This is a genomic window from Burkholderia sp. Bp9090 (assembly GCF_003857985.1).
GTDB lineage: Bacteria > Pseudomonadota > Gammaproteobacteria > Burkholderiales > Burkholderiaceae > Burkholderia.
The window spans coordinates 12,459-37,865 of sequence record NZ_QTPV01000028.1 but is presented as its reverse complement, the minus strand read 5'-3'; the positions used below and the strand labels follow the sequence as shown (position 1 = coordinate 37,865).

Sequence of the window (25,407 nt, the reverse complement as noted above, 5' to 3'; positions counted from 1 at the left end):
CATCTTCAACACACCGGATGGAGTTTTGCATGTTTGCGTCACGAAGCCGTTTCCCGCTGCACGTCGCAGCGCTGTCGAGTGCGATCGTTCTCGCCGCGTGCGGCGGCGGCGACGATGTCGCGTCGACCACCCCGACCAGCGCGGCCATGCCGGCGCCGCCGGTCGACCCCGGCTTCGTCGACAGCGCACCCGTGCCGAGCGTGCCGGCCTTCGTCGACAACATCGCGACCAACCAGCGCGGCGACGCGCGCTATGCGACGCTGTCGACCAACGCCGCGGTACGCGTGGTGAGCCGCTTCCTCGACCTGTGGCAGCCGTCGACGATGCTCGTCGACGCGGGCGTGACCGCGGCCGCGAACGGCGCGTTCCCGGCGATCTCGCCGTCGACCTGCTCGGGCCTGCCCGGCAGCGGCACGCCGTGCGGCACGATCCTGAACGACACGGTGCTGGCGGCCAATGTTCAATACGTGATCAACGCAACGACCGCGCGCACGCAACAGCAGGCCGATGCCGCCTACTTCGACGACCGGCGCGGCAAGGGCTACAGCGTGACCGACGGCATGGGCCCGCTCACCGACGCGTGGCGCACGGCCGCACAGCAGACGACCAGCATCACCAGCGTGCCCGCCGACGCCACCACGGTGCTGTACAACGACAGCGGCAACAACGTCGGCGTCGGCAGCAGCGCCAACGCGAACTTCGGGAAAGTCGTCGACCTGCTCAACGAAATGGGCAACAACGCGTCGACCGAACCGTCGAAGCGCTTCTACAAGTACGCACGGCCGTACCGCTGGAGCGCGAGCGTGGTCGTCGCGCCGACGCTCGTGCCGGCGGAAAGCACGACGCCCGCGACCGACGGCGGCTTCATCAGCGGCCACACGGCCGAAGCGATGCGCGACGCGATGACGATGGCGTGGCTCGTGCCGGAGCGCTTCCAGGAGATGGTCAGCCGCGGCCTCGAACTGGGCGAGAACCGGATCCTCGCCGGCATGCACTCGCCGCTCGACGTGATCGGCGGCCGCATGCTCGCGCTGGCCATCAGCGCGGCGAACCTCACCGCGTACGCGAGCGACGCGCAGGCCGCGTACGGTCAGGCTCACCAGGCGCTTCAGCAGCTCACGGGGACGACCGGCGCGACCTTCGCCGCGTTCGCGCATTCGGGCACGACGGCCACCGACCGGTTCGCCGATTACGCGACCAACAAGGCCGCTTTCACGCGCCGCATGACGTTCGGCTTCGGCGCGATCGAATCGACCGACGCGCCGTCCGTCGTGCCGAAGGGCGCGGAGGTGCTGCTGCAGACGCGCTTTCCGTACCTGAGCGCCGACCAGCGGCGCGTCGTGCTGAAGACCACCGAAGTGCAGTCCGGCTATCCGGTGATGGACGATGCGGAAGGCTGGGGCCGCCTGAACCTGTTCGCCGCGGGCGACGGCTACGGCGCGTTCAACGGCAACGTGATCGTGTCGATGGATGCGTCGCAGGGCGGGCTCAATGCGGCCGACCAGTGGCGCAACGACATCGCGGGCGCGGGCAAGCTGACGCTGCAAGGCACCGGCACGCTGACGCTGGCGGGCGACAACCGCTATACGGGCGGCACGCAGGTCAGCGGCGGCACGCTCGCCGCGGCATCGGCAAGCGCCTTCGGCACCGGCGACGTGTACGTCGGCGCCGGCGGCAGCGTGAAGATCGCGGCAAGCGCACCCGTCACGATCGCGACGCGCTACACCCAGCTCGACAACACGACGCTCGAACTCGACATCGACGGCAACGGCGGCGGACGCCTGCGCGTGGGCGGCCCGCTCACCATCGCCGGCGGCACGCTGCACGTGAAGTTCGTGAACGGCTATGCGCCGAAGGCCGGCGACACGATCGCGCTGATCGACGGCGCGGCGGCTTCCGCGAAGTTCTCGACGGTGACGGTCGACGGGTTCAAGGCGACGCCGGTTTATACGGCGACGGGGGTGTCGGTCAGGTTGTCGGCATCGTAACCGGCATCGGCCATCGATCCTTGCGACGGCGCCGCCCGTGGGCGGCGTCGGCGGCTACCGCTTCGTCGCGATGACCGGGAACAACGGCAGCGTCCGCGATACGGTGCCGGGCAAACGCGATCCGTTCGCACCGTCGTTCACGTCGGACATCGGTGCGGACGCGACGCTTCATTACCCATTCGAGCGCGCGCGCTGAACGACCTGTTCGATCGCGCCACCTCCGTCAGTTCCTGCGACAGCCCGTGGGTCACGCCGGGCGCACCGCGTAGCCTGCTTGCGTCGATCGCCTACGCGTTCCAGTTCGATTCGGTTTCCCGTCGGCGGCCAACCGCCGTTCTGCTTCGAAGGTCTCGTTTCTCGGTCGTCATGGTCCGAGTGCATGTGTCCAACCGGACACTCAGCATGAGCTTTCGCACAGATAATGACAAATTTCACATACTTTTCGCGCAGCAGATTCGCTAGGATCATTTCCCTGCTTTTCCGATTCATATTTTCTCGCAGGGAATGGCGAAAAATGAAGAAACCTGTCCGACACGCAATCATGGCATTTGCGCTTTTGATAAATGCGCAGTTTTCGAACGCGCAAGCCATTGCGGCTGACACGCCGCAATCCAATGGCGCTCTGCCCGTGACGCTACCTCAACCGGATTACGCTTCGCAGCGCGTGAAGGTCGGTTTGTCGAGCGCAGAAACGACGCTCGTCCTTCCGTGGTTCGTGGAGGAACTGATCGCGACAATCAACGCCAGCCATTCACTGAATGAAGCAGCCAGTGATTATGCAGGGCGTTTAAAGCGTGGTCTTTAATCAATAGTCCGTTACCAAACCCGACGGTAACCGGACGCCAGAACGCCCGCTGCGCCGCATCGGGCATTTTCTGTTTCAGCGCGTACGACGGACATCCGTCATATTTTGAATTGTCGACGGAGCCTATAAGCCATTAACCGTCGGCATGATTGCCCGGCGTTGATGCCGGCACCTTTTCATCAGGAGGTAGCGCATGAACCGCATACCGGACGAATCGACCGCGTTCCGGATCGGTGGTCGTCGCGTTCGAACGATGCAGCTGGACGGCGGCATCCTGGCCGCACAGGTGGGTGGCGAACCGCCCGCGGTCATCGTGCTGAACGGCGGACAAGCCTTCGTCTCGAAGACGACCAAGCGCCGGCTGCGGCGCGACCTGCTCCGCGTCGCCGGTATCTTGCCGCCCGACACGCCATTCGTCCTGCTCGGGTATCCTGACAAGCCCGGTGCGCAATACCGGATCGCCGACATCGTCGAGCATCTCGCGCGCGGCATCGCCGCGCATTGGCAGTGCACGACGCTCATCGGCATCTCGTTCGGCGGCGTCGTGGCGGCGCGCCTCGCGGCCGCCCACCCGGAACGCGTCTCGCGACTCGGGCTGGTGTCGAGCGCGCATCGCCTCGCCCCGAAAGGCTACCGGCTCATCGAGCAGCAAATCGTGCATACGACCCGCTCCGATTTCGTCCGTCTGCTCGAAACGATGTCCGGATGCTTCCGCGCCAGCTGGCGCAACATGCTCCTGCGCGCGGCGTTGTTCAGTCGACGCCGCCACGTCGCGTCATCGGTCAACGAACGACACGTCATTGTCCGCACCCTGCGCGCCTTGCGTGACGATGCACGCGACGATTCGCCGTGGCCGCAGCGAATCCGCGCGGATACGTTGATCGTCGGCGGCGCCGACGACCCGATCTTCGCCGACGCGGCGCTCGAAACTTCCGCGTGGGTGCCGTCGGTGACCCACCATGCGCTGCCCGGCGAAGGGCACATGGTGATGATCGAGCGCCGGAAGCAGGTTGCGCGACTCGTTCGGAACTGGCTCGCCGCGCGATCCTGATGTTCGTGTCCGACGTAGACGCCTGCGCACGATCGATCCGGTGAGATCCACGACGCTATGCCACTGCCTCGGGGATAGCGTGTTCGAAAATTGCCGTTGCCCCCTCACCGGATTTTCAAAAAAGGCGTCTGGACTTCCCGTTTCGTCGCCTTCCATGTCCGGCGCGCGGGCCAGAACGACGTCGAGGATCGCATGCGTAAGCGCCCAACCGGGCTGGCGCCGGCCGACGTCACGGCAGCGTCGTAACGCGCTTCGACCACTACGCAGGCAGCCTCGCCCGCGGCCCGGGCACGACGCGGCCGCACCGGGTACGAAATATGCGCACATCCCGGATTGCCGGTTGCCCGGCAAATGTTGCAACGCAGGCAACCGGCGTCATGACCCACAATTACAGGAGAAAAGTGATGACCCTGCTTATCTACCTGCTCGGATGGATCGTTTTCATCGCCGGCGTGGCATGGGGCCTGATGACGCTGCATGTGTCGCAGCACATCATCGAGATCGTCGCCGTCATTCTGTTCGGCATCGCGGTGATCACGGGCGCGACGCGCGCGCGCCATCGCGACCGCACGTAGTCGCGGAACGGGCGCCGGATTTCGCTGCATTCAGGCGTCGCGCACGTCAACGGCCCGTCGCCGGACGCCCGCGCGGGGTTATCCGTATTACCCGCGGCGGCGCGTCGTGCCGGCGCCGCCGCGGGCGTGCGTCGATTTCATCGAGGCGCAGGCGCGGTAGAACGCCGCCTCAGCGCCGGTTCGAGCGCGACACCACGTCGATCCACACGGCCAGCACCAGCACCGCGCCCTTGACGATCATCTGCCAGTACGCGTCGACGTCGAGCATCGACATCCCGTTGTCGAGGCTCGCCATCACGAGCGCGCCGATCAGCGCGCCGTAGACGGTGCCCGACCCGCCGCGCATCGACGTGCCGCCGATGAAGCACGCGGCGATCGCGTCGAGCTCGCCCATCGTGCCGGCCGACGGCGAGCCGGCCGCGAGCCGCGCGGTGTTGACTATGCCCGCGAACGCGCACATCAGCCCCATCAGCGCGAAGATCGCGAGCTTCACGCGATCGGTGTCGACGCCCGACAACCGCGTCGCCTCCAGGTTCGAACCCACTGCATAGATGCGCCGGCCGAACACGGTCTGCGTCGCGATCCACGAGAACGCGCCGAGCAGCGCGAGCAGCAACAGCACCGGCACCGGGATGCCGCCGTAGCGGTCGAGCGTCGCGACGAACGCGAACAGCACGGCCCCGGCGCCGACGACCTTCGCGACGTCCTGCCACAGCGGCGCGACGGCGAGCCGGTAGCGGTGCCGCGTGGCGCGCTGCCGCAGCACCAGCAGCGCGACGAGCGCGAACAGCAGCACCGCGAGGCCGTCGCCGGCCGCGCGCGGCAGATAGCCCTGGCCGATGAACACGAAGCCGTCGGACACCGGCGCGATCGTCGAGCCGCCCGTCACGCCGAGCAGGATCCCGCGGAACGCGAGCATCCCGCCCAGCCCGACGATGAACGACGGCACGCGCCGGTAGGTCGACCACCACCCGTTGAACAGCCCGACCAGCACGCCGAGCGCGAGCACCGCCGGCACCGTCACGGCGACCGGCCAGTGCCGATTGACGTCGAGGATCGCCGCGACACCGCCGAGCAGCCCGAGCAGCGAGCCGACCGACAGGTCGATCTCGCCCGCGATGATCACGAACACCATGCCGCACGCGAGCATCCCGGTGATCGACATCTGCCGCAGCAGGTTCGACACGTTGCGCGGCGTGACGAACGCGCCGTCGGTCAGCACCGAGAAGAACACCCAGATCGCCGCGACCGCGAACAGCAGCGCGAGGACCTTGTAGCGCACGAACACCTGGCGCAGCGGATGGCCGTGCGTGCGACGCGCGTCGGCGCCCGGCGGCACGGCGGGGGAAGAAGACAGTTCGGTATTCATGACGCACTCGCTGCAATGGGTTCGGACGGCTGCCGCGCGGGCTTCAGCGCGGCGCCGAGGATCTGTTCCTGCGTGAGACCGTCGTTGACGAAATCGCCGCGCAGCTCGCCTTCGCCGATCACCAGCACACGATCGGCGAGCCCGAGTACTTCCGGCAGCTCCGACGACACGACGATCAGCGCGACGCCGCGTTTCGCGAGCGCGAAGATCAGCCGGTAGATCTCGGCCTTCGCGCCGACGTCGACGCCGCGCGTCGGTTCGTCGAGGATCAGCACCTGCGGGTCGGCCAGCAGCATCCGCGCAAGCACGGCCTTCTGCTGGTTGCCGCCGGACAGGCTCGCGATCGGCAGGAACGGGTGTGCCGCGCGCACCGACAGCCGCTGCATCTCGGTGCGGATCGCATCGAGTTCGGCGGCCGCGTCGATCCGCCCGCGCGCGGCGAAACGGCGCAGCACCGACAGCGTGATGTTGTGGCCGACACCGAGTTGCGGCACGATCCCGTGGCGCTTGCGATCCTCCGGCACCATCGCGATGCCCGCGCGGATCGCATCGGCCGGCGAGCGGATCGCGAGCGGCTGGCCGTTCATCCGCACGGTCGCCGTGCTCGCCCCCGGATACGCGCCGAAGATCGCCTGCATCAACTCGGTGCGGCCCGCGCCGACGAGCCCGGCGACGCCGAGGATCTCGCCGCGCCGCACGCTGAACGACACGTCGTCCACGCGCTTGCGGCGCGGGTTCGCCACGTCGTGACAGGTCACGTTGCGTGCCTCCAGCACGACGTCGCCGATCTCGTGCGGCTCGCGCGGATACAGGTTGCGGATCTCGCGGCCGACCATCATCGCGATGATCCGGTCGGTGGTCAGCGCACGCATCGGCTCGGTCGCGACATGGCGGCCGTCGCGGATCACGGTCACCGTGTCGCACACTGCGTCGACTTCGTCGAGCTTGTGCGAGATGTATACGCACGCGACGCCGCGGCGCTTCAGGTCGCGCACGATGTCGAGCAGGATGCGCGTCTCGGCGGCACTCAGCGACGACGACGGCTCGTCGAGGATCAGCAGCTTCGCGCGCTTGTTCAGCGCCTTCGCGATCTCGATCAGCTGCTGATGGCCGCCGCCGTAGTTCATCACCGGCTGCGCGACGTTGATCGCGTCGATCCGCAGCTCGCGCAGCAGCGCTTCCGAACGCCGCACCATCTCCGCATAGTGCATGCGCCCGCCGGGCAGCGTGATCTCGTTGCCGAGGAAGATGTTCTCGGCGACCGACAGCTCGGGCACCAGCATCAGTTCCTGGTGGATGATCACGATGCCCGCGCGTTCGGTGTCACGCACGCCGGACGCCGCGAGCGGCGCGCCTTCCCAGCGGATCTCGCCGTCCCACGTGCCGTGCGGGTAGACGCCCGACAGCACTTTCATCAGCGTCGACTTGCCGGCGCCGTTCTCGCCGCACAGGCCGACGCACTCGCCGGGGCGCACGGTCAGGTCGATGCCGTCGAGCGCCTTCACGCCGTCAAATGCCTTGACGATGCCGCGCATCGTCAGCAAGGGTTCGGTCATACGTTCATTGCCTCGCAGTGCGCACGCGGCCAGACCATGTGCGGCCGCACCTCGCCGGCCGCGTGCATCATGCCCATCGAGCGGTTACTGGCTCGCGAGCTGGGCCTGGGTGTAGAAGCCGTCCTTCACGACGACGTCGACGTTGCGCTTCGTCAGGAGCGTCGGCTGCAGCAGCACCGTGTCGACCTTCATCTTGCCGTTGTCGTATTGCGCGTTGAACGCGGGCTTCGTACCCTTCGCGAGATCGACCGCGAGCTTCGCGGCTTCGCTCGCGATCAGCTTCAGCGGCTTGTAGACGGTCATCGTCTGCGTGCCGGCGATCACGCGCTTGACGGCCGCGAGGTCCGCATCCTGCCCGGACACGGGCACCTTGCCGGCCAGATGCTGCGCGGCGAGCGCCTGGATCGCGCCACCCGCGGTGCCGTCGTTCGACGCGACGATCGCGTCGATCTTGTTGTTGTTCGCGGTCAGCGCATCCTCGACGATCCGCAGCGCGGTCGATGCACTCCACTCCGGCACCCACTGCTGGCCGACGACCTTGATGTCGCCGCGGTCGATCGCCGGCTTCAGCACCTTCAGCTGGCCCTCACGCAGCATCTTCGCGTTGTTGTCGGTCGGCGCGCCGCCGAGCAGGAAATAATTGCCCTTCGGCTTCGCGTCGAACACGCCCTGCGCCTGCAGTTCGCCGACCTTCTGGTTGTCGAACGAGATGTACGCGTCGACGTCCGCGTCGAGGATCAGGCGGTCGTACGACACGACCTTGATGCCGGCCTTGCGCGCTTCGGCGACGACGTTGCCGAGCGTCTTCGAATTGAACGGCACGATCACGATCACGTCGACGCCGCGCGAGATCAGGTTCTCGATCTGCGAGATCTGCCGCGCCTCGCTCGCGTCGGCCGACTGTACGGATACCTTGGCGCCGAGCTTCGTCGCGGCCGCGACGAAATAGTCGCGATCGCGCGACCAGCGCTCGACGCGCAGGTCGTCGATGCAGAAGCCGATCTCGGGCTTGTCCTTGCTCGCATGCGCGAGCGGCGCGCCCAGCGCGAACATCGCCAGCGCAGCGGCGCCAGCAAGCGAACTCAATACGGTACGACGCGTCACGGATTTCATTGTCTCCACTCCTTGTTATCGAACTTGTCGAACTACCTCACGAACATCGGGCGGGCGCATGAGTGCGCCGCCCGCATCGAGTCCTCGCAACGCGCGGCATCGTGCGATGCGAACCGCGCGCGCCATCCGCGCGTCACGCACCCGTCGCGAACACCGGTTCGAGCGCGCGATAAAGCGCACGAAACGTCGGCCGCCGCATGTTGCGATACCACGCGTGCCGCGCGAGATCGGGCTCGCGCACCGCGATGACCGGCGGTTGCGGGCACACGTCGCCGAGCGGCGTATCCGGTTCGAGCGCGAGGCGAGCAAGGCGCGCGGCACCGAGCGCCGGACCGACCTCGCCACCCGCGCGCAGCGTCAGCGCGCGTCCGCTCAGGTCGGCGAGCATCTGCGTCCAGTAAGCGCTGCGCGAGCCGCCGCCGATCACCGTGATGCCGGCGGGCTCGAGCCCGGCCGCATGCAGCGCGTCGATGCCGTCGAGCAGCGCGAAGCCGACGCCTTCGAGCGTCGCGTTCGCGAGATCCGCACGCTGCGTATCGGGCGTCATCCCATAAAAGACGCCCTTCGCATTCACGTCGTTGTGCGGCGTGCGCTCGCCGCTCAGGTAAGGCAGGAACCACGGGCGGCTCGCGCGCGCGTTCGCCTCGGCATCGGCGAGCAGCGCCGCGACGCCGTCGTAACCGGTCAGTTGCGCGGTGAAGTCGATGCAGCCGGCCGCGTTCAGCATCACCGACATCAGGTGCCACGTATCGGGCAGCGCATGACAGAAGCTGTGCACCGCCGATTCGGGGTTGGCGCGAAACCCGTCCGACACCGCGAAATACACGCCCGAGGTGCCGAGCGACAGCAGTGCATCGCCGGGCCGCACGATCCCCACGCCGACCGCGCCGGCCGCGTTGTCGCCGCCGCCGGCCACCACCGGGATCTCGCGCAGCCCGAGTGCGCGCGCGACGGCCGGCAGCAGCGTGCCCGTCACGCGGTTGCCCTCGAACACCGCCGGCATCTGCGCGCGCGACAGCCCGCACGCGGCGAGCAGCGTGTCGTCGTAGTCGCGCTTCGCGACGTCGAGCCACAGCGTGCCGGCGGCATCCGACGGATCGGTTGCGAACGCACCGGTCAGCCGGTAGCGCAGATAATCCTTCGGCAGCAGCACGTGCGCGATGCGTGCGAACACATCGGGCTCGTGCCGGCGCACCCACAGCAGCTTCGGTGCGGTGAAGCCCGGCATCGCGACGTTGCCTGCCACCGTGCGCAGCGCGGGCGCGAGCCGCTCGAGTTCCGCGCACTCCACATCCGCGCGGCCGTCGTTCCACAGGATCGCGGGGCGCAGTACGTCGCCATGCGCGTCGAGCAGCGTCGCGCCGTGCATCTGGCCGGTGAGCCCGAGTGCGGCGATGTCGCGAGGATCGATGCCGCTCGCGCGGGCGTCGGTGACGACCGCGGCGAGCGCGCCGCAGGCGGCGTCCCACCAGTCGTGCGGCGCCTGTTCCGACCAGCGCGGCCGCGGCCGGCTCACCGCCAACGGGTGGCTCGCGCTCGCCCGCACCGCACCGTCGCGGTCGAGCAGCACCGCCTTCACGCCCGACGTGCCGAGATCGAGTCCGAGATACATGGCGTCAGCGCAGCCCGTAGATGGCCTGGTTCACGATGTTCTCGAGCCGCTCCTGCGCGCCGCTCGCGTGCCGCGGGTCCACGCCGCGCGCGAGCGCGTCGTCCGCGAGCGACTGCAGCGTGTAACCGCCCGACAGGATCTTGCGGCCGAACGCGTCGTCCCACTGCGCGTAGCGCTGCCGGCGCAGCGCGTCGAGCCGGTCGTTCTCGACCAGGACCGCCGCGCGCTCGAGCGCGAGCGCGAGCACGTCGATCGCGCCGACATGGCCGTAGAACAGGTCTTCGGGATCGACGCTCTGGCGCCGCACCTTCGCGTCGAAGTTCATCCCGCCGGTCGTGAAGCCGCCGTGGCGCAGGATCTCGTAGAACGCGAGCGTCAGCTCCTCGACGCTGTTCGGGAACTGGTCGGTGTCCCAGCCGTTCTGCGGATCGCCGCGGTTCGCGTCGACGCTGCCGAACACGCCGAGCGCGAACGCATTCGCGATCTCGTGATGGAACGAATGACCGGCGAGCGTCGCGTGGTTCGCCTCGATGTTCACGCGGATCTCGTTCTGCAGTCCATACTGCACGAGAAAGCCGTGCACGGTCGCGACGTCGTAGTCGTACTGGTGCTTGGTCGGCTCCTGCGGCTTAGGCTCGATCAGCAGCGCGCCCGTGAAGCCGATCCGGTGCTTGTGCTCGACCACCATCGACAGGAAGCGCGCGAACTGCTCGCGCTCGCGCTTCAGGTCGGTATTGAGCAGCGTCTCGTAGCCTTCCCGGCCGCCCCACAGCACGTAGTTCTCGCCGCCGAGCCGGTGCGTCGCGTCGAGCGCATGGCACACCTGGGTCGCGGCCCACGCGAATACGTCCGGGTTCGGGTTCGTCGCGGCGCCCGCCGCGAAGCGCGGGTGCGAGAACAGGTTCGCGGTGCCCCACAGCAGCCGCACGCCGCTCGCCTGCTGGCGCTCGCCGAGATAGTCGACCATCCGCGCGAAGTTGGCCGCGTATTCGCGCAGGGTGTCGCCTTCCGGCGCGACGTCGGTGTCGTGGAACGTATAGAAAGGCGTGCCGAGCTTCGTGAAGAACTCGAATGCCGCGTCCGCCTTCATGCGCGCACGTTCGAGCGCGTCGCCCGGCTGCTGCCATGGCCGCCGGAACGCGCCCTGCCCGAAGATGTCGTGCCCCGGCCATACGAACGTATGCCAGTAGCAGACGGCAATCCGCAGATGCTCGGCGAGCGTCTTGCCGAGCACGCGCTTCTCGGGGTCGTAATGGTGGTAAGCCAGCGGGTTGTCCGACTGCGGGCCTTCGTAGCGAATCGCGGGAATGTGTTCGAAATACGACATGGCGTCTCCGTGCAGGGTCTTGTTGCGGCGCAACGCGCGTCGTGACGACGACGGACGCGGCCGAATCCGGTTGGCTGGATCGTGCCCGCGCGCCTGCCGGCCGGCAATTGCGAAATTGCGCAGCATGCTTAACGTTTCTTGCCAGCCGCTGCGCGCGGTGCGCGTTCCGGCCTACAATCGCCGGACACCAGAGCATCGCGCGGCATCGTCCGCGCGCCCCGGAGACAACGGCAAGACGCCCGAGCGGCGCCCGCCCCGAGACCGACATGACCCGCGCCTCTTCCGCCCAGACACCGCACCGCATCGCGCTGCTGTTCAACGCGAACAAGGTCTACGACCGCGAGATCATCAGCGGCATCGGCCAGTACCTGCACACGACGCGCGTCGTGTGGGACCTGTTCCTCGAGGACGACTTCCGCTGCCGGCTCGCCGGCATCGAACGCTTCGACGGCGACGGCATCATCGCGGACTTCGACGATCCGGCCGTCGCCGACGCGCTCGCCGGCTCGCCGCTGCCGATCGTCGCGGTCGGCTCGTCGTACGAGGATCCCGCGCAGTATCCGCACGGCGTCCCATATATTGCGACGGACAACCCGAAGCTCGTGTCGCTCGCCTATACGCACCTGATCGGCGCGGGGCTCGCGCATTTCGCGATGTACAGCCTGCCGGTCGCGCAGGAGAACCGCTGGGCGCAGCAGCGCGAGCTCGCGTTCGATCGCCTCGCGCGCGCCGACGGGCTCGACGCGCCGATCTACCGCGGCCTGTCGACGAGCGCGTCGGGCTGGAATCACGCGATCGAGCAGCTGATCGGCTGGCTGCGTGCGCTGCCAAAGCCCGTCGGCGTGATCGCGGTCACCGATGCGCGCGCGCGGCATCTGCTGCAGGCGTGCCTGCTCGCCGGCATCGCGGTGCCGGAACAGGTCGCGATCATCGGCATCGACAACGATCCGCTCACGCGCACGCTGACGCGCATTCCGCTGTCGTCGGTGATCCAGGGCACCGAGGAAATGGGCCGCACCGCCGCGCACCTGCTGCACCGGATGCTGCGCGGCGCGCGTTTTCCCGGGCAGCGCATCCTCGTGCCGCCGGTCGGCATCAACGTGCTGGAATCGACGCGCCACCAGCCGCTCGCGAGCCCGCACGTGATGCGCGCGCGGCATTTCATCCGGCAGTACGCGTGCCAGGGGATCAAGACCGAACAGGTCGCCGACTATGTCGGCGTGTCGCGCTCGCTGCTCGAAGAGCACTTCCGGCGCGAACTGCAGCGCACCGTGCACCAGGAAATCCTGCGTCACAAGCTCGAGGCCGCGCAGGCGCTGCTCGCGAGCCGCAACGCGTCGAGCGCGGAAGTCGCGATCCGCTGCGGCTTCACGTCGTTGCAATACATGTACGCGGTATTCCGCCGCGAACTCGGCTGCACCCCGCGCGAATACCAGGAGCGCACCGCGCCCGCCCACTGAATTCACCGCTCACGAGCGAACCCACTCATGCATATCGACACCGACTCTCCCCGCCCGGCATCCGACGCGGGCCGCATTCCGTCCGAACCGTGGGGCACGCTGCCCGGCGGCGATCCGGTGCGGCGCTACACGCTGCGCAACGCGCACGGGATGCGCGTCGTCGTCAGCGATCTCGGCGCGACCGTCGTGTCGTGGCTCGCCCCCGACCGCACCGGGCGCTTCGCCGATATCGTGCTGGCGCACGACACGCCGGCCGACTACGTCGAGTCGGGCGCCTACCTCGGCGCGACGGTCGGCCGCTGGGCGAACCGGATCGCGAATGCGCGCTTCGCGCTCGACGGCGTCGACCACACACTCGACCGCAACGAAAACGGCAACCTGCTGCACGGCGGTGCGAGCGGCTTTCACCGCGCGCGCTGGGACGTGGTCGACGACCGTGGCGGGCTGACACTGCGGCTCGATTCGCCGGAAGGCGATGCGGGATTTCCGGGCAACGTGACGGTGCAGGTGCGTTATACGCTCGACGACGACGGCACGCTGACGATCGACTACGCGGGCGTGACCGATGCGCCGACGCCGCTGAACCTGACCAATCACAGCTACTTCAACCTGAGCGGGCGCGCGGGCAGCGACGTGCGCGGCCATCTGCTGCAGATCGACGCCGACGCGTTCGTCGAAGTGGACGATGCGCTGATCCCGACCGGCACCGCCGACGTGACGGGTAGCGCGTTCGATTTCCGGCAGAGCGCGCCGATCGGCGCGCGCCTCGACTGGCCGCATGCGCAGCTCACGCGCGGGCGCGGCTTCGACCATTGTTATGTGCTGCGCGAGCCTGGGCGCGGCGTGCGGCCCGTCGCATCGATCTACGATCCGGAAAGCGGCCGGGAGCTTGCCGTATCGACGGACCAGCGCGGGCTGCAGCTCTATACGGGCAACTATCTGGACGGCGCGCGCGTGAGCGGCGGCGTGGCGTGCCGGCGGCACGCGGCGCTGTGCGTCGAAGCCGGGTGCTTTCCGAACCAGGTCAACATGGACGCGTTGCGCGACGAAACCATCCTTCGTCCGGGCCGGACCTATCGCCAGACGACGCGGTATCGGGTCGGCGTTCGCGGGTAGCGGTAGCGGACACGTCGGGCCGGGTCGGGTCGCATGCGAACGCGCCAGTCCGCAAACTGCCATGTACACCGGTCGGCATGCCCGCTCCGAAACCACTGGGTCAATCACGTCAACCGGGATACCGAATCCGTCCAGGCAGCGGCCGCCTGAGGTTTATCGCTTATCCGCCGCGATGCGGTCCCAGAGGATCTGGATCCGTCGCTGAACATGGCGCGAGACGCGCCGGGCTGGCGCGTCTCGCGAAAGCATCGCCAGCACGCAAACCTGTGTCAGACTCCCATGTGCGATCGAGCGTCCGTGCGCAGTCGGCCGGCGCCGGATTTCATTCAACTCTTGCAGGTTCCTTACGGATGTCTGAAGAATACGAAGTTCATGGCCCTCACGACCATGCGGTGGAACATCATGCGGCTCACGGCGGCGATCAAGGTACGTCGCGCATCGCCGTGCTGACGGCCGTGCTTGCCTGCTTCGGTGCGATATCGGCCTACCAGAGCGGTGCCGACGAAAGCCTCGCGCTGCTCTACAAGAATGACGCCGCGATCCGGAAAACCGAGGCTGCGAACCAGTGGGCCTACTATCAGGCGAAGGGCAACAAGCAGAACCTCGCCGAACTCGGCGCGGCGTTGAGCCCGGAATCGTCGCCGCAGCGAAAGCGGTTCGAGGCGGACGCCGCACGATACCGCGCCGACAAGGAACCGATCCGGGCGCAAGCCGAGGCGCTCGAAAAGGAAGTCGAGAAGAACAACGCGGCCAGCGAGGCGCGGATGCACCGACATCATCGGTGGTCGCAGGCGACGACCGTCATCCAGATCTCGATCGCGCTGGCCGCGATCACGATCCTCACGCGCCGTTCATGGATGCAGGGCCTGTCGATTGGCGTGGCCGCAATCGGCATCGTGATCGCGGGGTTGGCGTTCTTCGGGGTTTGATTGACGGCGAGGCCGTCGCAGCCCGGTCATATCTCGACAGATTCGCCACGAACGACACCTGAGAAAAAGCACGGCTCTGCACCGGGCGCAACATCGATCCGCCTGTCTCTCCTCTCCGTCCCCACGCCTGTCGCCAGATAGTAGGCAACCCACGCGTTCTTTGCGTTGGCATCGGCGGCTGCGCTACGCTCGATCCGGCCTCGTATCGAGGCTGGAATTTAAGCGCTTAAACCGACGAAGCCCGCGATCCTGCGATCGATCGACCGGGCCCGATACTGGAGGATGACGATGAACAGACGATCGATGTTGCGCTGGAGTGTCTCGACCGCGGCGCTCGCGTGCGTCGACCTGGCCGGCGCGTTGCCGGCCGTCGCGCAAGGCGTCGCGCGCGCCGCAGGCAGCGCGGGTATCCCGTTCGCGATGGGCGCCGACGTGTCGACGCTGCCGGAACTCGAGGCGCACGGTGCACGGTACTTCGACCGCGGGCACCCGCGCGACTGCCTGAAGATCCTGCATGCGCATGGCGTCGATTCGATCCGCATCAAGGTATGGAACGATCCCGGCAATCCGGATTTCTTCCCCGCGAACCAGAGCGATGCGGCCGGCTACAACGACGCGGCCCATGTCGTGGCGCTCGCGAAGCGCGCGGCCGCGCTCGGCATGCGCATCCTGATCGACTTCCACTACAGCGACTGGTGGGCCGACCCCGGCAAGCAATATCCGCCGCATGCATGGGCCGGCAAGAATCTGGCCGATACGTGCGCGCTGCTGTCCGCCTATACGACCGACGTGCTGCGCCAGCTTCAGCGCGCCGGCGTGCGGCCCGAGTGGGTGCAGATCGGCAACGAGATCACGGGCGGCATGCTGTGGCCGCTCGGCCGCTACGACCAGTGGGATAACCTCGCGCAACTGCTGAAGACGGGCCACGATGCGGTGAAGGCCGTCGATCCGCGCATCAAGGTGATGCTGCACATCGACAGCGGCGGCGACAACGCGAAAAGCCGCTGGTGGTTCGACAGCGCGACGCAACGCGGTGTCGCGTTCGACGTGATCGGCCTGTCGTATTACCCGCAGTGGCAAGGCGCGCTCGACGACTTGCGCACCAACGCGAACGATCTCGCCGTGCGCTACGACAAGGAGCTGATCGTCGTCGAGACCGCGTATCCGTGGACCACCAGCGACGGCGACTCGGAGCCGAATGCGATGACGAACACCGGCTCGACCGCGTTCCCGCCGTCGCCGGCCGGCCAGGCGCAGTTCCTCGCGGCGGTCGTCGATATCGTGAAGGGCGTGCCGGGCAATCGCGGCAAGGGCGTGTTCTGGTGGGAACCGGAATGGATCCCGACGCCGGGTGTCGGCTGGAAGCTGGGCGCGGGCGATCAGTGGGACAACAATACGCTGTTCGACTTCCACGGCAATGCGCTGGCGTCGCTCGACGCGTATCGCAAGCGGTGACGCTTCACGGCATCGCCGATTCACCGCACCGGCGCATCGTGCGTCAGTGCGGTGGGTTGAAGCGGTGTCGTGCGGGCGGTGTGGTGTCGCTTGTGTCGCTCATACCGCTCGCTGCGCCGTTCCGCTCACACCGCCCCGCTCGCCGCGCGCATCCAGCGCGAGCAGCACGCACGCCACGAGTGCGAGCCCGCAGCACCCCGCGAACGTCGCGCGATAGCCGAACAGGTCGACGCACGCCCCCGACAGCACACCCGACGCGATCGAGCCGACGCGCGCGGTGCTGAAGAACATCGCGGTCGCGGTGCCGGGGCGCATCGGCATCAGGTCGCATACGCGCGTCATCCCGAGGCACGACGTGATCGCGACCACGCAAGCGCTCAACAACTGCAGCGGCAGGATCAGGTCGACTCGCGTCACTGTCGCGAGCCCGATGAAATACGCAGCATGCACGACCGCGCATGCGGTCAGCCAGCGTGCCTTGTCGAGCCGCGTCGAGCGGATGCCGAGCCACAGCATCATCGGAATCTCGAGCAACGCGGCCAGGCCCAGCGCAGCCGACACGTTCGCCGGCGTGCCGCCAAGGCCGCGCACGATGTACAGCGGCAGCACGATCATCGTCGCGTTCGCGGCGAGCCCCATTAGCGTCAGCGCGACGAGGGTCCGCAGCACGCGTGCGCGCGGCGCGACGACGATCGACGCAGCATCGCCCGACGGCGCCGGAGCGTGGTCGACCGCGCGCACGTGAACGGCGGCCGGACGCCGCGCAGGCTCCGGAATCCGAGCGACGATCGCCGCGCACGCGACAAAGCCCGCCGAAGCCGCGAGAAAGAGCCCGGTGAAACCCGTCTGCGCGAGGATCAGTGCGCCGAGCGCGGGCCCGAACACCCACGCGACCGACAGCATCGTGCGCAGCGCGGCCGACGCGAGCTCGCGCTGTGCGTCGTCATCGACCGGCAGCACCGCGCGCGCGAACGAGAAGATCTGCGACAACGACACGGCCCCCGCGCCGAGCAGGATCGTGCCGGCCGCGATCACCGGCCCGTGCGCGCGCAGCACGCACAGCAGCGCGAAGCCGAGCGCGGCAGCGGCGAGCGATACGACGAGCAACAGCCGGTGGCGGTCGCGGCGATCGGACCAGCGTCCGGCCCACGTGCTGGCGACGACACCGCTCGCCGCGATCAGCGTCATGAATACGCCGGCCAGTGACGGCGACATTGCTGCCGCCTGCACGCCGAACAGCGACAGGTACGGCGCCGTAAACGACATCGCGACGCCGAGCATCAGCGCCGCCGCGGACAGCGGCACGAAATGCGCGATCCCGGCGAGGCGCGCGAACTGCAATCGCAGCGGCCGCAACGACTGCATCGTGTCAGTCCGGCTCGACCCATGCGGCGACGTCGACCGCGCCGAGTTCGCGGCCGCCGAGCACGAAACGCGCACCGTCCGGCGCGGGCAGCGTGCACGTTGCGTCGCCGTAGTTGAACGCGAATACGACGCGCCCGCGCCGGCGCAAGCGCACGCCGTCCGGCAATGCACGCACCGGCAGTCCGGCGTCGCGCGCGCAGCGGCCGACGATCGCACGCAACAGCGTGCGATCGAAGCAGGCGGTCGCCATCGTCACGTGGCCGCGCCGCACGAGTGCGGGCACGCCGTCGTCGCAGGCCGCGAGCACGTCGACACCGGTGATCGATTCCATATCGACGTGATCGCGCCATTTCAGCGCGTGGCCGCCGATACCGTCGAACGCGACGCGCGGGGCGAGCGACGGCCGCAGCGATTCGACCTGGCCGATCCGCACCGGCAGCACGTCACGCAGCTTGCCGGGTGCGAGGCCCGGCGCGATGGCGAATGCCGCCGTACGCGAACCCGTGCGCGGCCCGAACAGCCAGTGCGCGGTCCCACGCGCGGCCTGCTCGACGATGCGATCCGTGACGACCGGCAGCGTCGGCGCGACGACAAACGCATAACGCGACACGTCCGCACCGGCCGCGACGATATCGACGTCGATCCCGAGTTCGCGCAGCGCGCGATACCAGTCGAACGCATGTTGCTGATAGTCGAAGTCGGCGCCATGCGGCTGAATCCGGATCATCCAGTCCGCCTCGTAGTCGAACAGCAGCGCGACGCGCGCCGGAGGTTCCGAACCCGCGAAGCACCCGGGATCCAGCGCAGCCAGTTCACGCGCGACGCGCGCCACTTCATGACCGCCCGGCGACAGCCGGTCGTCCGGCGCGTTGAGCCCCGAATGCAGTTGCTCCTGCGCATGCGGATACTGCCGCCAGCGGAAATACGATACGAGCTCCGCGCCATGCGCGAACGCTTCCCACGTCCATAGCCGCACGGCGCCGGCGTGCGGCACCGGGTTGTACGGCCCCCAGTTGACGGGCCCCGCCTGCTGCTCCATCACCCACATCCGGCCGTTGCCGACGCCGCGATACAGGTCGTGCGAGAACGCCGACACGTCCGGGTGCCCGGTGCGGGCCCAGCGCCGCTTGTCGGATTCGTCGAGCGGCAGCACTTCGGTGCGCGGCACCGGGTAGCTGTCCCACGCGGCCACGTCGAGGCCGCCGCGCGCGAACGCGTAGTGATCGAACTCGGTGAAAAAGCCCATGAAGTTGTGCAGCACGTCGCGGCCCGGTGCGTGCGGGCGGATCGCATCGACCTGCACGGCATGGAACCGCGCGACCTCATCCGACTGATAGCGGCGGAAGTCGAGCAGATGGGCGGGATTCGCATCGGTCGGCGTATGGCGCGGCAGTTCGATCTCGTCGAAACCGCGATACTCCATGCTCCAGAACACGTTGCCCCACGCGCGGTTCAGCGCGCCGATATCGCCGTAGCGCACCGCGAGCCACGCGCGAAAACCTTCGAGCGCCGCACGCGTATAGCTCGGCAGCGTGTTGTGGCAGCCGATCTCGTTGTCGGTCTGCCATGCGATCACCGCCGGATGCGCGCCGTAGCGCCGCGCCATCGCGTCCACGATGCGCACGCAGTGCTCGCGATACACGGGGCTCGCGATATCGTAGTGGCGACGCGAGCCGAACTGCCACACCGCGCCGTCCGCGCCGATCGGCAGGATCTCCGGATGGCGATCGACGAGCCATTTCGGCGGCGCGGCGGTCGGCGTGCCGAGCACGATCTTCAGCTGCTGGCCGGCGAGCGTGTCGATCGCCTCGTCGAGCCACGCCCAGTCGTAGCGGCCGGGTTCCGGCTCCATCCGGCTCCACGCGAATTCGGCGATCCGCACGCGGGTCAGGCCCAGTTCGGCCATCCGCCGCGCATCGCGCTCCCATTGTTCGCGCGGCCAGTGTTCGGGGTAATAGCAAACGCCGAGATGCATCGTGGATTCCTTGCAGATGAAAGAGGATGGGACGGGTCAGCCCTTGGTCGCGCCGAACGTGAGCCCGGTGACGAAGTGCTTCTGCATCGCGAAGAACATCAGGACCGACGGCAGCGCCGCGAGCACCGAGCCGGCCGACACGATGTTCCAGGCGGTCGTCCACTGCCCCTTGAGCGCGGCGACGCCGACGGTGATCGGCGCCGCGTCGTCGCCTTGCGTGAGGCACAGCGCCCAGAAGTAGTCGTTCCACACGAACGTAAATACGAGGATCGCGAGCGCCGCGAGCGCCGGCCGCACGAGCGGCAGCACGACGCGCCAGTAGATCGCCCATTCGGACGCGCCTTCGACGCGCGCGGCCTCGATCAGCTCGAACGGCAACTCGCGGATGAAGTTGCGCAGGAACAGCGTGCAGAAGCCGGTCTGGAACGCGGTATGGAACAGCACGAGCGCCCACACGGTGTTGTACAGGCCGACGCCGAGCATGATCTGCCGCACCGGGATCATCAGGATCTGGATCGGCACGAAGTTGCCGGCCACGAACAGCCCGAGCAGCACGAGATTGCCGCGGAACCGGTAGTTCGCGAGCGCGTGCCCCGCGAGCGACGCGAGCAGGATCGATGCCGCGACCGACGGCACCGTGATCAGGATGCTGTTCGCGAAGTAATGCAGCATCGGCGTCTGCGTGAGCGCGGTGCCGTAGTTGTCGAGCAGCGCGAACTGCTTCGGCCAGTCCCAGTAATGGCCGGCCGTGATCTCGTCGGTCGAACGGATCGACGTGACGAGCACCGCGAGCAGCGGCACGAGCCACAGCGCGAGCGCGCACGGCAGCGACAGGCGGTACAGCAGGCGAGCGGGACGTCCCCAGCGGGACACGGGCATCGGATACATGTTGGTGATCCTTAGGATTCGACGCGCACCAGCTTGCGCAGCTGCCACACGATATAGACGAGCATGATCGCGAACAGCACGACCGCGATCGCGGCCGAATAGCCTTCGCGGTAGTACTTGATCGCCTGGTCGACCATGAAGTACGCGAGCACGGTCGAGCTGTCGAACGGGCCGCCTCCCGTCATCACGGAGATCAGGTCGAAGCTGCGCAGCGCGCCGATCACGGTCAGCACCACCGCCATGAAGGTCGCCGGCCGCAATTGCGGCAGGATCACGTGCCACAGCAGCGTGAAGCCGCGCGCCCCTTCCATCCGCGCCGCTTCGACGATCTCGCCGTTGATGCCGGTGAGCCCGGTCAGGTAGAGGATCATGCAGAACGGAATCTGCGGCCAGAGCGCGGCGACGATCACGCCGTAGGTCGCATAGCGCGGATCGCCGAGCACCGGGATCCCGTGTCCGACGATCAGCTTCAGCAGCCCGAACGTCGGATCGTAGAACCACGAGAACACCAGGCCGACGACGACGCCCGGCAACACGAACGGCGCGAAGAACAGCGACTTCACGAGCCGGATGCCGAACACGTTCTGGTTCAGGTACAGCGCGAGCGCGAGGCCGAGCGGCGGCGCGGCAAGGAACAGCGCGAGCCACATCACGTTGTTCTTCAGCGCGACGTAGAACGTATCGGACTGCAGCAGCTCGCGATAATTGTCGAGCCCGGCATACGTCATCGGCGTCATCCCGTCCCAGTGATGGAAGCTCAGCCAGATGCTGCTGACGATCGGATACAGCACGAACACGGTGAAAAGCGCGAATCCCGGCAGCACGAACCACAGGGCCGCGCGGTTGCGCCGGCGCGCGAGCGACGCGCGCGCATGCCGCTGCGGGCCGGCTTCGCGGCGCGCGGCGCTTTCGGACAGGCTGGTTGACATGAGGTGACCTTCTGCGAACGGTGGCAACGAAGGACCGGACCGGCATGCGCCGGCCCGGCCGCATGGCGCTCTACTTCCGGTAGATCCGCTTGCGGGCCTGATCGAGGCGCTGCAGGATCGCGTCGAGCTGCGTCGGGTCCGACAGGAACTGCTGCATCGCCTTCATCCCCTCGTCCGCCATTTCCTTCGTCATGTCGCGGTCGTAGAACTGCGCGATGCCGCCGGGCGTCGTCGCGAGCGTGCGAAAGCCGATCTTCGAGATCGGGTCCTGCGGCTCGGGCGCCTTGTTGTTCGACGGCAGTTGCCCCATTCCCTTCGCGAACTCGCCGCTGACGGCCGGTTGCCCCATGAACGCGAGGAAGCGGCGCGCGTCCGTCTTGTTGTGCGCCTTCGCCGGCACGATCAGCACGTTGACCGGGCCATCTTCCGCAAGCGGCACCGACGCATCGATCACCGGGAAGCGGAAGAAGCCAATCGGATTGCGCGCCGCACTCAGCAGGCCCGCCGAATACCAGGTGCCCATCAGCGTCATCGCGGCCTGGCCGTTGACGATCAGCGGGCTCAGCGAATCGACGTCGTAGGACAGCGCGTTGTCGATGAAATACTTGTCGTCGATCAGCTTCTTCCAGGCCGCGTATACGGCGCGCACGCGCGGATCGGTATACGCGACGTCGCCGGCCATCAGTTTCTGGTGAAATGCGTAGCCGTTGATCCGCAGGTCGAGGTAGTCGAACCACGCGGCCAGCGTCCACGCATCGCGCGCGGCCACCGCGACCGGCGCGATGCCCGCCGCCTTCAGCTTGCGGCACGCGTCGAGAAACTGCGCCCAGTCGGCCGGCTCGCCGTGAATGCCGGCCTTCTCGAACAGGTCCTTGCGGTAGAACAACCCATACGCGTCGTAGCCGAGCGGCAAACTATAGAGCTTGCCGCCGTAGGTCGACGACTGCTTCACGGCCGCATAAGTGTCGTTCCAGCCGTTCTTCTGCCAGTCCGCGCTCAGGTCCTCGATCAGCCCGCGCTTCGCGAAGTACGCGAGCCGTTCGCCGTTGTTCCAGCTCAGCACGTCGGGCGGATCGGTCGCGAGCCAGCCCGACATCTGCACCTTGTACGCCTCCTCGCCGACGTAGCTGACCTTCAGGTCGATATCCCGATTCGCCTTGTGGAACTGGTCGAACGCCGCCTGCCACGTCGCACGCTGGTTGCCGCGCGCGGCGACGTTCACCTTCAGCGTGCCCGCATCGGCCGTCCCCGCGGCGCATGCCGCGGCAGTCGTCAGGGCAAGCAGCAATCGGCTCGCACGAAGTCTCATCGTTGTCTCCTGGTATTGGTGTGATGGGTGCCGCGTCGCGCGCGGCGGGTCGGGTCGGCAGTGCGCCGCTACGCGAACGCCGCTTCGGCGTGGACGGCCGGCAACGCGATGCCGGCCTCGTCGAACAGGTGGCAGCACGACGGCGACACGCGGAATGCATGCCGCTCGCCGCGCCGCAACGCGGCCTGGCCCGGCAGTTTCGCGAGCAGCGGCACGCCGCCGGGCTGGTCGAGATGCACGTACGCGGCTTCGCCGAGCTGCTCGACGAGTACGACGTCACGCACGATCGCCGGCGAGTCGGCATCGCCCGCCGTGGCGACCGTCAGATGCTCGGGACGAATCCCGAGCGTCACGCGCGCGCCGCTGCCGACGTGGCGCGGCAACGGCCGATCGCGCAGCGTCAGCGTTTCGCCGGTTCCGTCCAGGCGCAGCCGGCAGCCATGCGCATCGCCCGCTTCGACGACCGCGGGCAGGAAGTTCATCCGCGGCGAGCCGATGAAGCCCGCGACGAAGCGGTTGGCCGGCCGGTGATACAGCTCGAGCGGCGCACCGGCCTGTGCGATGCTGCCGAAGCGCGCGACGTCGTCGCCCGCGTGCAGCAGCACGATCCGGTCGGCCAGCGTCATCGCCTCGATCTGGTCGTGCGTCACGTAGACGGAGCTCGATTGCGTGAAGCGTGCGTGCAGGCGGGCAATCTCGACGCGTGTCTGGCCGCGCAGCGTCGCGTCGAGATTCGACAGCGGCTCGTCGAACAGGAACACGCGCGGCTCGCGCACGATCGCGCGGCCGATCGCGACGCGCTGCCGCTGGCCGCCCGACAACGCCTTCGGCTTGCGATCGAGCAGCGCGTCGAGCTGCAGCACGCGCGCGGCTTCGGTCACGCGGCGGCGGATCTCGTCCTTCGGCGTGCCGGCGATCCGCAACCCGAAACCGATGTTGTCGAACACGGTCATGTGCGGAAACAGCGCATAGCTCTGGAACACCATCGCGACGCCGCGCTCGGCGGGCGGCGTGTCGTTCATCCGCGCACCGCCGATCCGCAGTTCGCCTTCGGTCACGTCCTCGAGCCCGGCGATCATTCGCAACAGCGTGGACTTGCCGCACCCCGACGGACCGAGAAACACGCAGAACTCGTGCGACGCGATCTCGAGGTTCACGTCGCGCAGCACCGGCGCATGGTCGCCGTAGCGCTTCGAGACGTCCTTCAATGAAATGGCGGTCATCGCGCTCTCCTCTTCCGGTCAGGCGCTACGGATCGAGAAATTTAATCGCTTAAATTTCAGTGGTGCAGTTCGCCCGGTTCGCCGTACCATGTCGTCTCCTTGATCTGATGTGCCGAGAAATTAGCGTATCGCCTGTCCTTGTGCAACTAGTGGGACGCACTCCCAGAATATGAGCAGACACTCCCCCGCTTCGCTTCCGTCGCGCATCTTCTCCCGACCACCTGCAGGCCGCGCATGGTGACGCTCGCGCAAGTCGCGCAGCGCGCGAACGTCACTGCTGCGACCGTCTCAAACGTGCTGCGCAATCCGCAGAAGGTGAAGCCGGCAACCGTCGAACGCGTGATGGCCGCGATCCGCGAACTCGGCTATCGGCCGAACCTGACCGCGCGCGCGCTGGCCGAGGGCCGCACGTCGACGCTCGCGCTGATGCTGTCGAACATCACGAACCCGTTCTATCCGGAGTTCGTGCTGGCCGCGGAGCGCGAGGCGCGCAAGCGCGGCCATTACCTGCTGGTGTCGAATACCGACGACGATCCGGCCATCACGCGCAACTACCTCGAGCGGATCGCGGGGACGCTCGCCGCCGGCGCGATCGTGATGAACACCGACCTCGCCGAAGCCGAGCTGGCCGACATCGCACGCCACGGTGCGTCGATCGTGCTGTGCATGTGGGAGCACGTGCATGCGTCGCGCACGCTGCCGTGCGTGACGGTCGATTTCGCGGCGGCGGGGGCGCTGGCGGCCACGCACCTGTCCGGGCTGCGGCATCGCGCGTTCGGCGCGCTCGTCGGCAGGGGATCGGGCGGCCCGCAGTCGGTGCGGCTGCGCGGCTTCGCCGACGAACTCGCGGCACGCGGCCATCCGGCGGACGCGTTGACGACCGTGTCGGCGCACGACTCGATCGAAGGCGGCTACGAAGCGGCTGCTGCGTTACTGAGGGCGCAGCCCGGCCTCACCGCGCTGTTCGCGACCAACGACCTGATGGCGATCGGCGCGATGCAGGCGGCCGCCGATCTCGGCCTGCGCGTGCCGGCCGATCTGTCGGTGATCGGCATGACCGATATCCAGCTCGCGCACCAGTTCCGCCCCGCGCTGACGACGGTGCGGTTTCCGACGTCGCAGATCGCCGCGCGGGCGATCGCGCTGACGCTCGACATGATCGACGGGATCGAACCGGCCGCGGCCATACATACGATCGGGGCGCCTGAGCTTGTCGTGCGGGAGTCGACGGGGGTGGCGCGGGGGTGATGGGCCGAAGCCGGCGCGGTGAAGCAAATGCTTGTGTCACTCGGACGCGGGTCAACTATCGGCGGTCCGCGTCGGCGTCGTCTCCTGACGCAGCAGAGCGAGTAGCGGATCACG

Annotated in this window: 21 protein-coding genes; 10 read left to right on the top strand and 11 right to left on the bottom strand. The window is 67.9% G+C overall.

Annotation, left to right across the window (positions count from 1 at the left end; all coding sequences use genetic code 11):
- Positions 1–29 precede the first annotated feature (29 nt).
- From DIE16_RS23385 to DIE16_RS36710, 5 genes are all read left to right on the top strand, one after another.
- The gene (locus tag DIE16_RS23385; protein ID WP_124893500.1) at positions 30–1,988 is read left to right on the top strand and encodes a phosphatase PAP2 family protein; all 1,959 of its coding nucleotides are present in this window, start codon (positions 30–32) and stop codon (positions 1,986–1,988) included.
- 37 nt (positions 1,989–2,025) lie between these two features.
- Positions 2,026–2,184: a hypothetical protein gene (locus DIE16_RS36715; RefSeq protein ID WP_185640944.1), complete on the top strand. Its 159-nt coding sequence runs from the start codon at positions 2,026–2,028 to the stop codon at positions 2,182–2,184.
- 318 nt (positions 2,185–2,502) lie between these two features.
- Positions 2,503–2,793, top strand: a complete 291-nt coding sequence (locus DIE16_RS23375; RefSeq protein ID WP_124893499.1) for a hypothetical protein — start codon at positions 2,503–2,505, stop codon at positions 2,791–2,793.
- Positions 2,794–3,046: 253 nt separating this feature from the next.
- Positions 3,047–3,844 (top strand): alpha/beta fold hydrolase, encoded by a 798-nt coding sequence (locus tag DIE16_RS23370; RefSeq protein ID WP_185735507.1) that lies wholly within the window; start codon positions 3,047–3,049, stop codon positions 3,842–3,844.
- 404 nt (positions 3,845–4,248) lie between these two features.
- Positions 4,249–4,419 carry a hypothetical protein gene (locus DIE16_RS36710; RefSeq protein ID WP_185640854.1) on the top strand — a complete coding sequence of 57 codons (171 nt, stop codon included), beginning with the start codon at positions 4,249–4,251 and terminating at the stop codon, positions 4,417–4,419.
- A gap of 169 nt (positions 4,420–4,588) precedes the next feature.
- On the opposite strand, the gene DIE16_RS23365 is transcribed toward DIE16_RS36710, so the two are convergent.
- From DIE16_RS23365 to xylA, 5 genes are all read right to left on the bottom strand, one after another.
- Entirely contained in the window at positions 4,589–5,788 is a 1,200-nt protein-coding gene (locus DIE16_RS23365; protein ID WP_044844279.1) for a sugar ABC transporter permease, read from the bottom strand.
- Positions 5,785–7,344 (bottom strand): D-xylose ABC transporter ATP-binding protein, encoded by a 1,560-nt coding sequence (gene xylG, locus DIE16_RS23360; RefSeq protein ID WP_124893497.1) that lies wholly within the window; start codon positions 7,342–7,344, stop codon positions 5,785–5,787. Before xylG ends, DIE16_RS23365 begins: the two co-directional genes overlap by 4 nt.
- A gap of 84 nt (positions 7,345–7,428) precedes the next feature.
- Positions 7,429–8,457 (bottom strand): D-xylose ABC transporter substrate-binding protein, encoded by a 1,029-nt coding sequence (xylF, locus tag DIE16_RS23355; RefSeq protein ID WP_124487285.1) that lies wholly within the window; start codon positions 8,455–8,457, stop codon positions 7,429–7,431.
- Between the two features lie 133 nt (positions 8,458–8,590).
- On the bottom strand, positions 8,591–10,069 hold the full coding sequence (xylB, locus tag DIE16_RS23350) for a xylulokinase (RefSeq protein ID WP_124893496.1): 1,479 nt from the start codon (positions 10,067–10,069) through the stop codon (positions 8,591–8,593).
- Between the two features lie 4 nt (positions 10,070–10,073).
- Positions 10,074–11,396, bottom strand: coding sequence for a xylose isomerase (gene xylA, locus DIE16_RS23345; RefSeq protein WP_124522715.1), 1,323 nt, complete (start codon positions 11,394–11,396; stop codon positions 10,074–10,076).
- 266 nt (positions 11,397–11,662) lie between these two features.
- Here xylA and DIE16_RS23340 point away from each other — a divergent pair, with 266 nt between their 5' ends.
- The 4 genes from DIE16_RS23340 to DIE16_RS23325 all read left to right on the top strand — a co-directional run bounded on the left by DIE16_RS23340 (position 11,663) and on the right by DIE16_RS23325 (position 16,356).
- Positions 11,663–12,856, top strand: coding sequence for a DNA-binding transcriptional regulator (locus DIE16_RS23340; protein ID WP_124893495.1), 1,194 nt, complete (start codon positions 11,663–11,665; stop codon positions 12,854–12,856).
- A gap of 27 nt (positions 12,857–12,883) precedes the next feature.
- Positions 12,884–13,972: an aldose epimerase family protein gene (locus DIE16_RS23335; protein WP_124893494.1), complete on the top strand. Its 1,089-nt coding sequence runs from the start codon at positions 12,884–12,886 to the stop codon at positions 13,970–13,972.
- A gap of 350 nt (positions 13,973–14,322) precedes the next feature.
- Positions 14,323–14,901, top strand: coding sequence for a DUF4337 domain-containing protein (locus DIE16_RS23330; RefSeq protein WP_124487374.1), 579 nt, complete (start codon positions 14,323–14,325; stop codon positions 14,899–14,901).
- A 288-nt stretch (positions 14,902–15,189) separates the two neighbouring features.
- On the top strand, positions 15,190–16,356 hold the full coding sequence (locus tag DIE16_RS23325; RefSeq protein WP_124893493.1) for an arabinogalactan endo-1,4-beta-galactosidase: 1,167 nt from the start codon (positions 15,190–15,192) through the stop codon (positions 16,354–16,356).
- Positions 16,357–16,455: 99 nt separating this feature from the next.
- Here the strand turns inward: DIE16_RS23325 and DIE16_RS23320 are convergent, their stop codons facing one another.
- The 6 genes from DIE16_RS23320 to DIE16_RS23295 all read right to left on the bottom strand — a co-directional run bounded on the left by DIE16_RS23320 (position 16,456) and on the right by DIE16_RS23295 (position 24,045).
- Positions 16,456–17,721: a sugar efflux transporter gene (locus DIE16_RS23320; protein WP_124893492.1), complete on the bottom strand. Its 1,266-nt coding sequence runs from the start codon at positions 17,719–17,721 to the stop codon at positions 16,456–16,458.
- A 4-nt stretch (positions 17,722–17,725) separates the two neighbouring features.
- Positions 17,726–19,696 carry a beta-galactosidase gene (locus DIE16_RS23315; RefSeq protein ID WP_124893491.1) on the bottom strand — a complete coding sequence of 657 codons (1,971 nt, stop codon included), beginning with the start codon at positions 19,694–19,696 and terminating at the stop codon, positions 17,726–17,728.
- Between the two features lie 36 nt (positions 19,697–19,732).
- Positions 19,733–20,584 (bottom strand): carbohydrate ABC transporter permease, encoded by an 852-nt coding sequence (locus DIE16_RS23310; protein WP_124893490.1) that lies wholly within the window; start codon positions 20,582–20,584, stop codon positions 19,733–19,735.
- 11 nt (positions 20,585–20,595) lie between these two features.
- Complete coding sequence (locus tag DIE16_RS23305; protein WP_124893489.1) at positions 20,596–21,513, bottom strand: carbohydrate ABC transporter permease; 918 nt, start codon at positions 21,511–21,513, stop codon at positions 20,596–20,598.
- 70 nt (positions 21,514–21,583) lie between these two features.
- The gene (locus DIE16_RS23300; protein ID WP_124893488.1) at positions 21,584–22,822 is read right to left on the bottom strand and encodes an ABC transporter substrate-binding protein; all 1,239 of its coding nucleotides are present in this window, start codon (positions 22,820–22,822) and stop codon (positions 21,584–21,586) included.
- A gap of 68 nt (positions 22,823–22,890) precedes the next feature.
- Positions 22,891–24,045, bottom strand: a complete 1,155-nt coding sequence (locus tag DIE16_RS23295) for an ABC transporter ATP-binding protein (protein WP_124893487.1) — start codon at positions 24,043–24,045, stop codon at positions 22,891–22,893.
- A 234-nt stretch (positions 24,046–24,279) separates the two neighbouring features.
- On the opposite strand from DIE16_RS23295, the gene DIE16_RS23290 reads away from it, so the two are divergent.
- A complete protein-coding gene (locus tag DIE16_RS23290) occupies positions 24,280–25,293 on the top strand; it encodes a LacI family DNA-binding transcriptional regulator (RefSeq protein WP_124893486.1) in 1,014 nt (337 codons plus the stop codon).
- Positions 25,294–25,407: the final 114 nt, after the last annotated feature.

What these genes read in the sequence shown, in the direction of transcription:
- DIE16_RS23310 (WP_124893490.1), bottom strand. Translation starts at nt 20,584, where the DNA reads ATGTATCCGATGCCCGTGTCCCGCTGGGGACGTCCCGCTCGCCTGCTG.
- DIE16_RS23320 (WP_124893492.1), bottom strand. Translation starts at nt 17,721, where the DNA reads ATGCAGTCGTTGCGGCCGCTGCGATTGCAGTTCGCGCGCCTCGCCGGG.
- DIE16_RS23370 (WP_185735507.1), top strand. Translation starts at nt 3,047, where the DNA reads ATGCAGCTGGACGGCGGCATCCTGGCCGCACAGGTGGGTGGCGAACCG.
- DIE16_RS23305 (WP_124893489.1), bottom strand. Translation starts at nt 21,513, where the DNA reads ATGTCAACCAGCCTGTCCGAAAGCGCCGCGCGCCGCGAAGCCGGCCCG.
- DIE16_RS23315 (WP_124893491.1), bottom strand. Translation starts at nt 19,696, where the DNA reads ATGCATCTCGGCGTTTGCTATTACCCCGAACACTGGCCGCGCGAACAA.
- DIE16_RS23300 (WP_124893488.1), bottom strand. Translation starts at nt 22,822, where the DNA reads ATGAGACTTCGTGCGAGCCGATTGCTGCTTGCCCTGACGACTGCCGCG.
- DIE16_RS23290 (WP_124893486.1), top strand. Translation starts at nt 24,280, where the DNA reads ATGGTGACGCTCGCGCAAGTCGCGCAGCGCGCGAACGTCACTGCTGCG.
- xylG (WP_124893497.1), bottom strand. Translation starts at nt 7,344, where the DNA reads ATGACCGAACCCTTGCTGACGATGCGCGGCATCGTCAAGGCATTTGAC.
- xylF (WP_124487285.1), bottom strand. Translation starts at nt 8,457, where the DNA reads ATGAAATCCGTGACGCGTCGTACCGTATTGAGTTCGCTTGCTGGCGCC.
- DIE16_RS23375 (WP_124893499.1), top strand. Translation starts at nt 2,503, where the DNA reads ATGAAGAAACCTGTCCGACACGCAATCATGGCATTTGCGCTTTTGATA.
- DIE16_RS23340 (WP_124893495.1), top strand. Translation starts at nt 11,663, where the DNA reads ATGACCCGCGCCTCTTCCGCCCAGACACCGCACCGCATCGCGCTGCTG.
- DIE16_RS23325 (WP_124893493.1), top strand. Translation starts at nt 15,190, where the DNA reads ATGAACAGACGATCGATGTTGCGCTGGAGTGTCTCGACCGCGGCGCTC.
- DIE16_RS23365 (WP_044844279.1), bottom strand. Translation starts at nt 5,788, where the DNA reads ATGAATACCGAACTGTCTTCTTCCCCCGCCGTGCCGCCGGGCGCCGAC.
- xylA (WP_124522715.1), bottom strand. Translation starts at nt 11,396, where the DNA reads ATGTCGTATTTCGAACACATTCCCGCGATTCGCTACGAAGGCCCGCAG.
- DIE16_RS36710 (WP_185640854.1), top strand. Translation starts at nt 4,249, where the DNA reads ATGACCCTGCTTATCTACCTGCTCGGATGGATCGTTTTCATCGCCGGC.
- DIE16_RS23335 (WP_124893494.1), top strand. Translation starts at nt 12,884, where the DNA reads ATGCATATCGACACCGACTCTCCCCGCCCGGCATCCGACGCGGGCCGC.
- DIE16_RS23385 (WP_124893500.1), top strand. Translation starts at nt 30, where the DNA reads ATGTTTGCGTCACGAAGCCGTTTCCCGCTGCACGTCGCAGCGCTGTCG.
- DIE16_RS23330 (WP_124487374.1), top strand. Translation starts at nt 14,323, where the DNA reads ATGTCTGAAGAATACGAAGTTCATGGCCCTCACGACCATGCGGTGGAA.
- xylB (WP_124893496.1), bottom strand. Translation starts at nt 10,069, where the DNA reads ATGTATCTCGGACTCGATCTCGGCACGTCGGGCGTGAAGGCGGTGCTG.
- DIE16_RS23295 (WP_124893487.1), bottom strand. Translation starts at nt 24,045, where the DNA reads ATGACCGCCATTTCATTGAAGGACGTCTCGAAGCGCTACGGCGACCAT.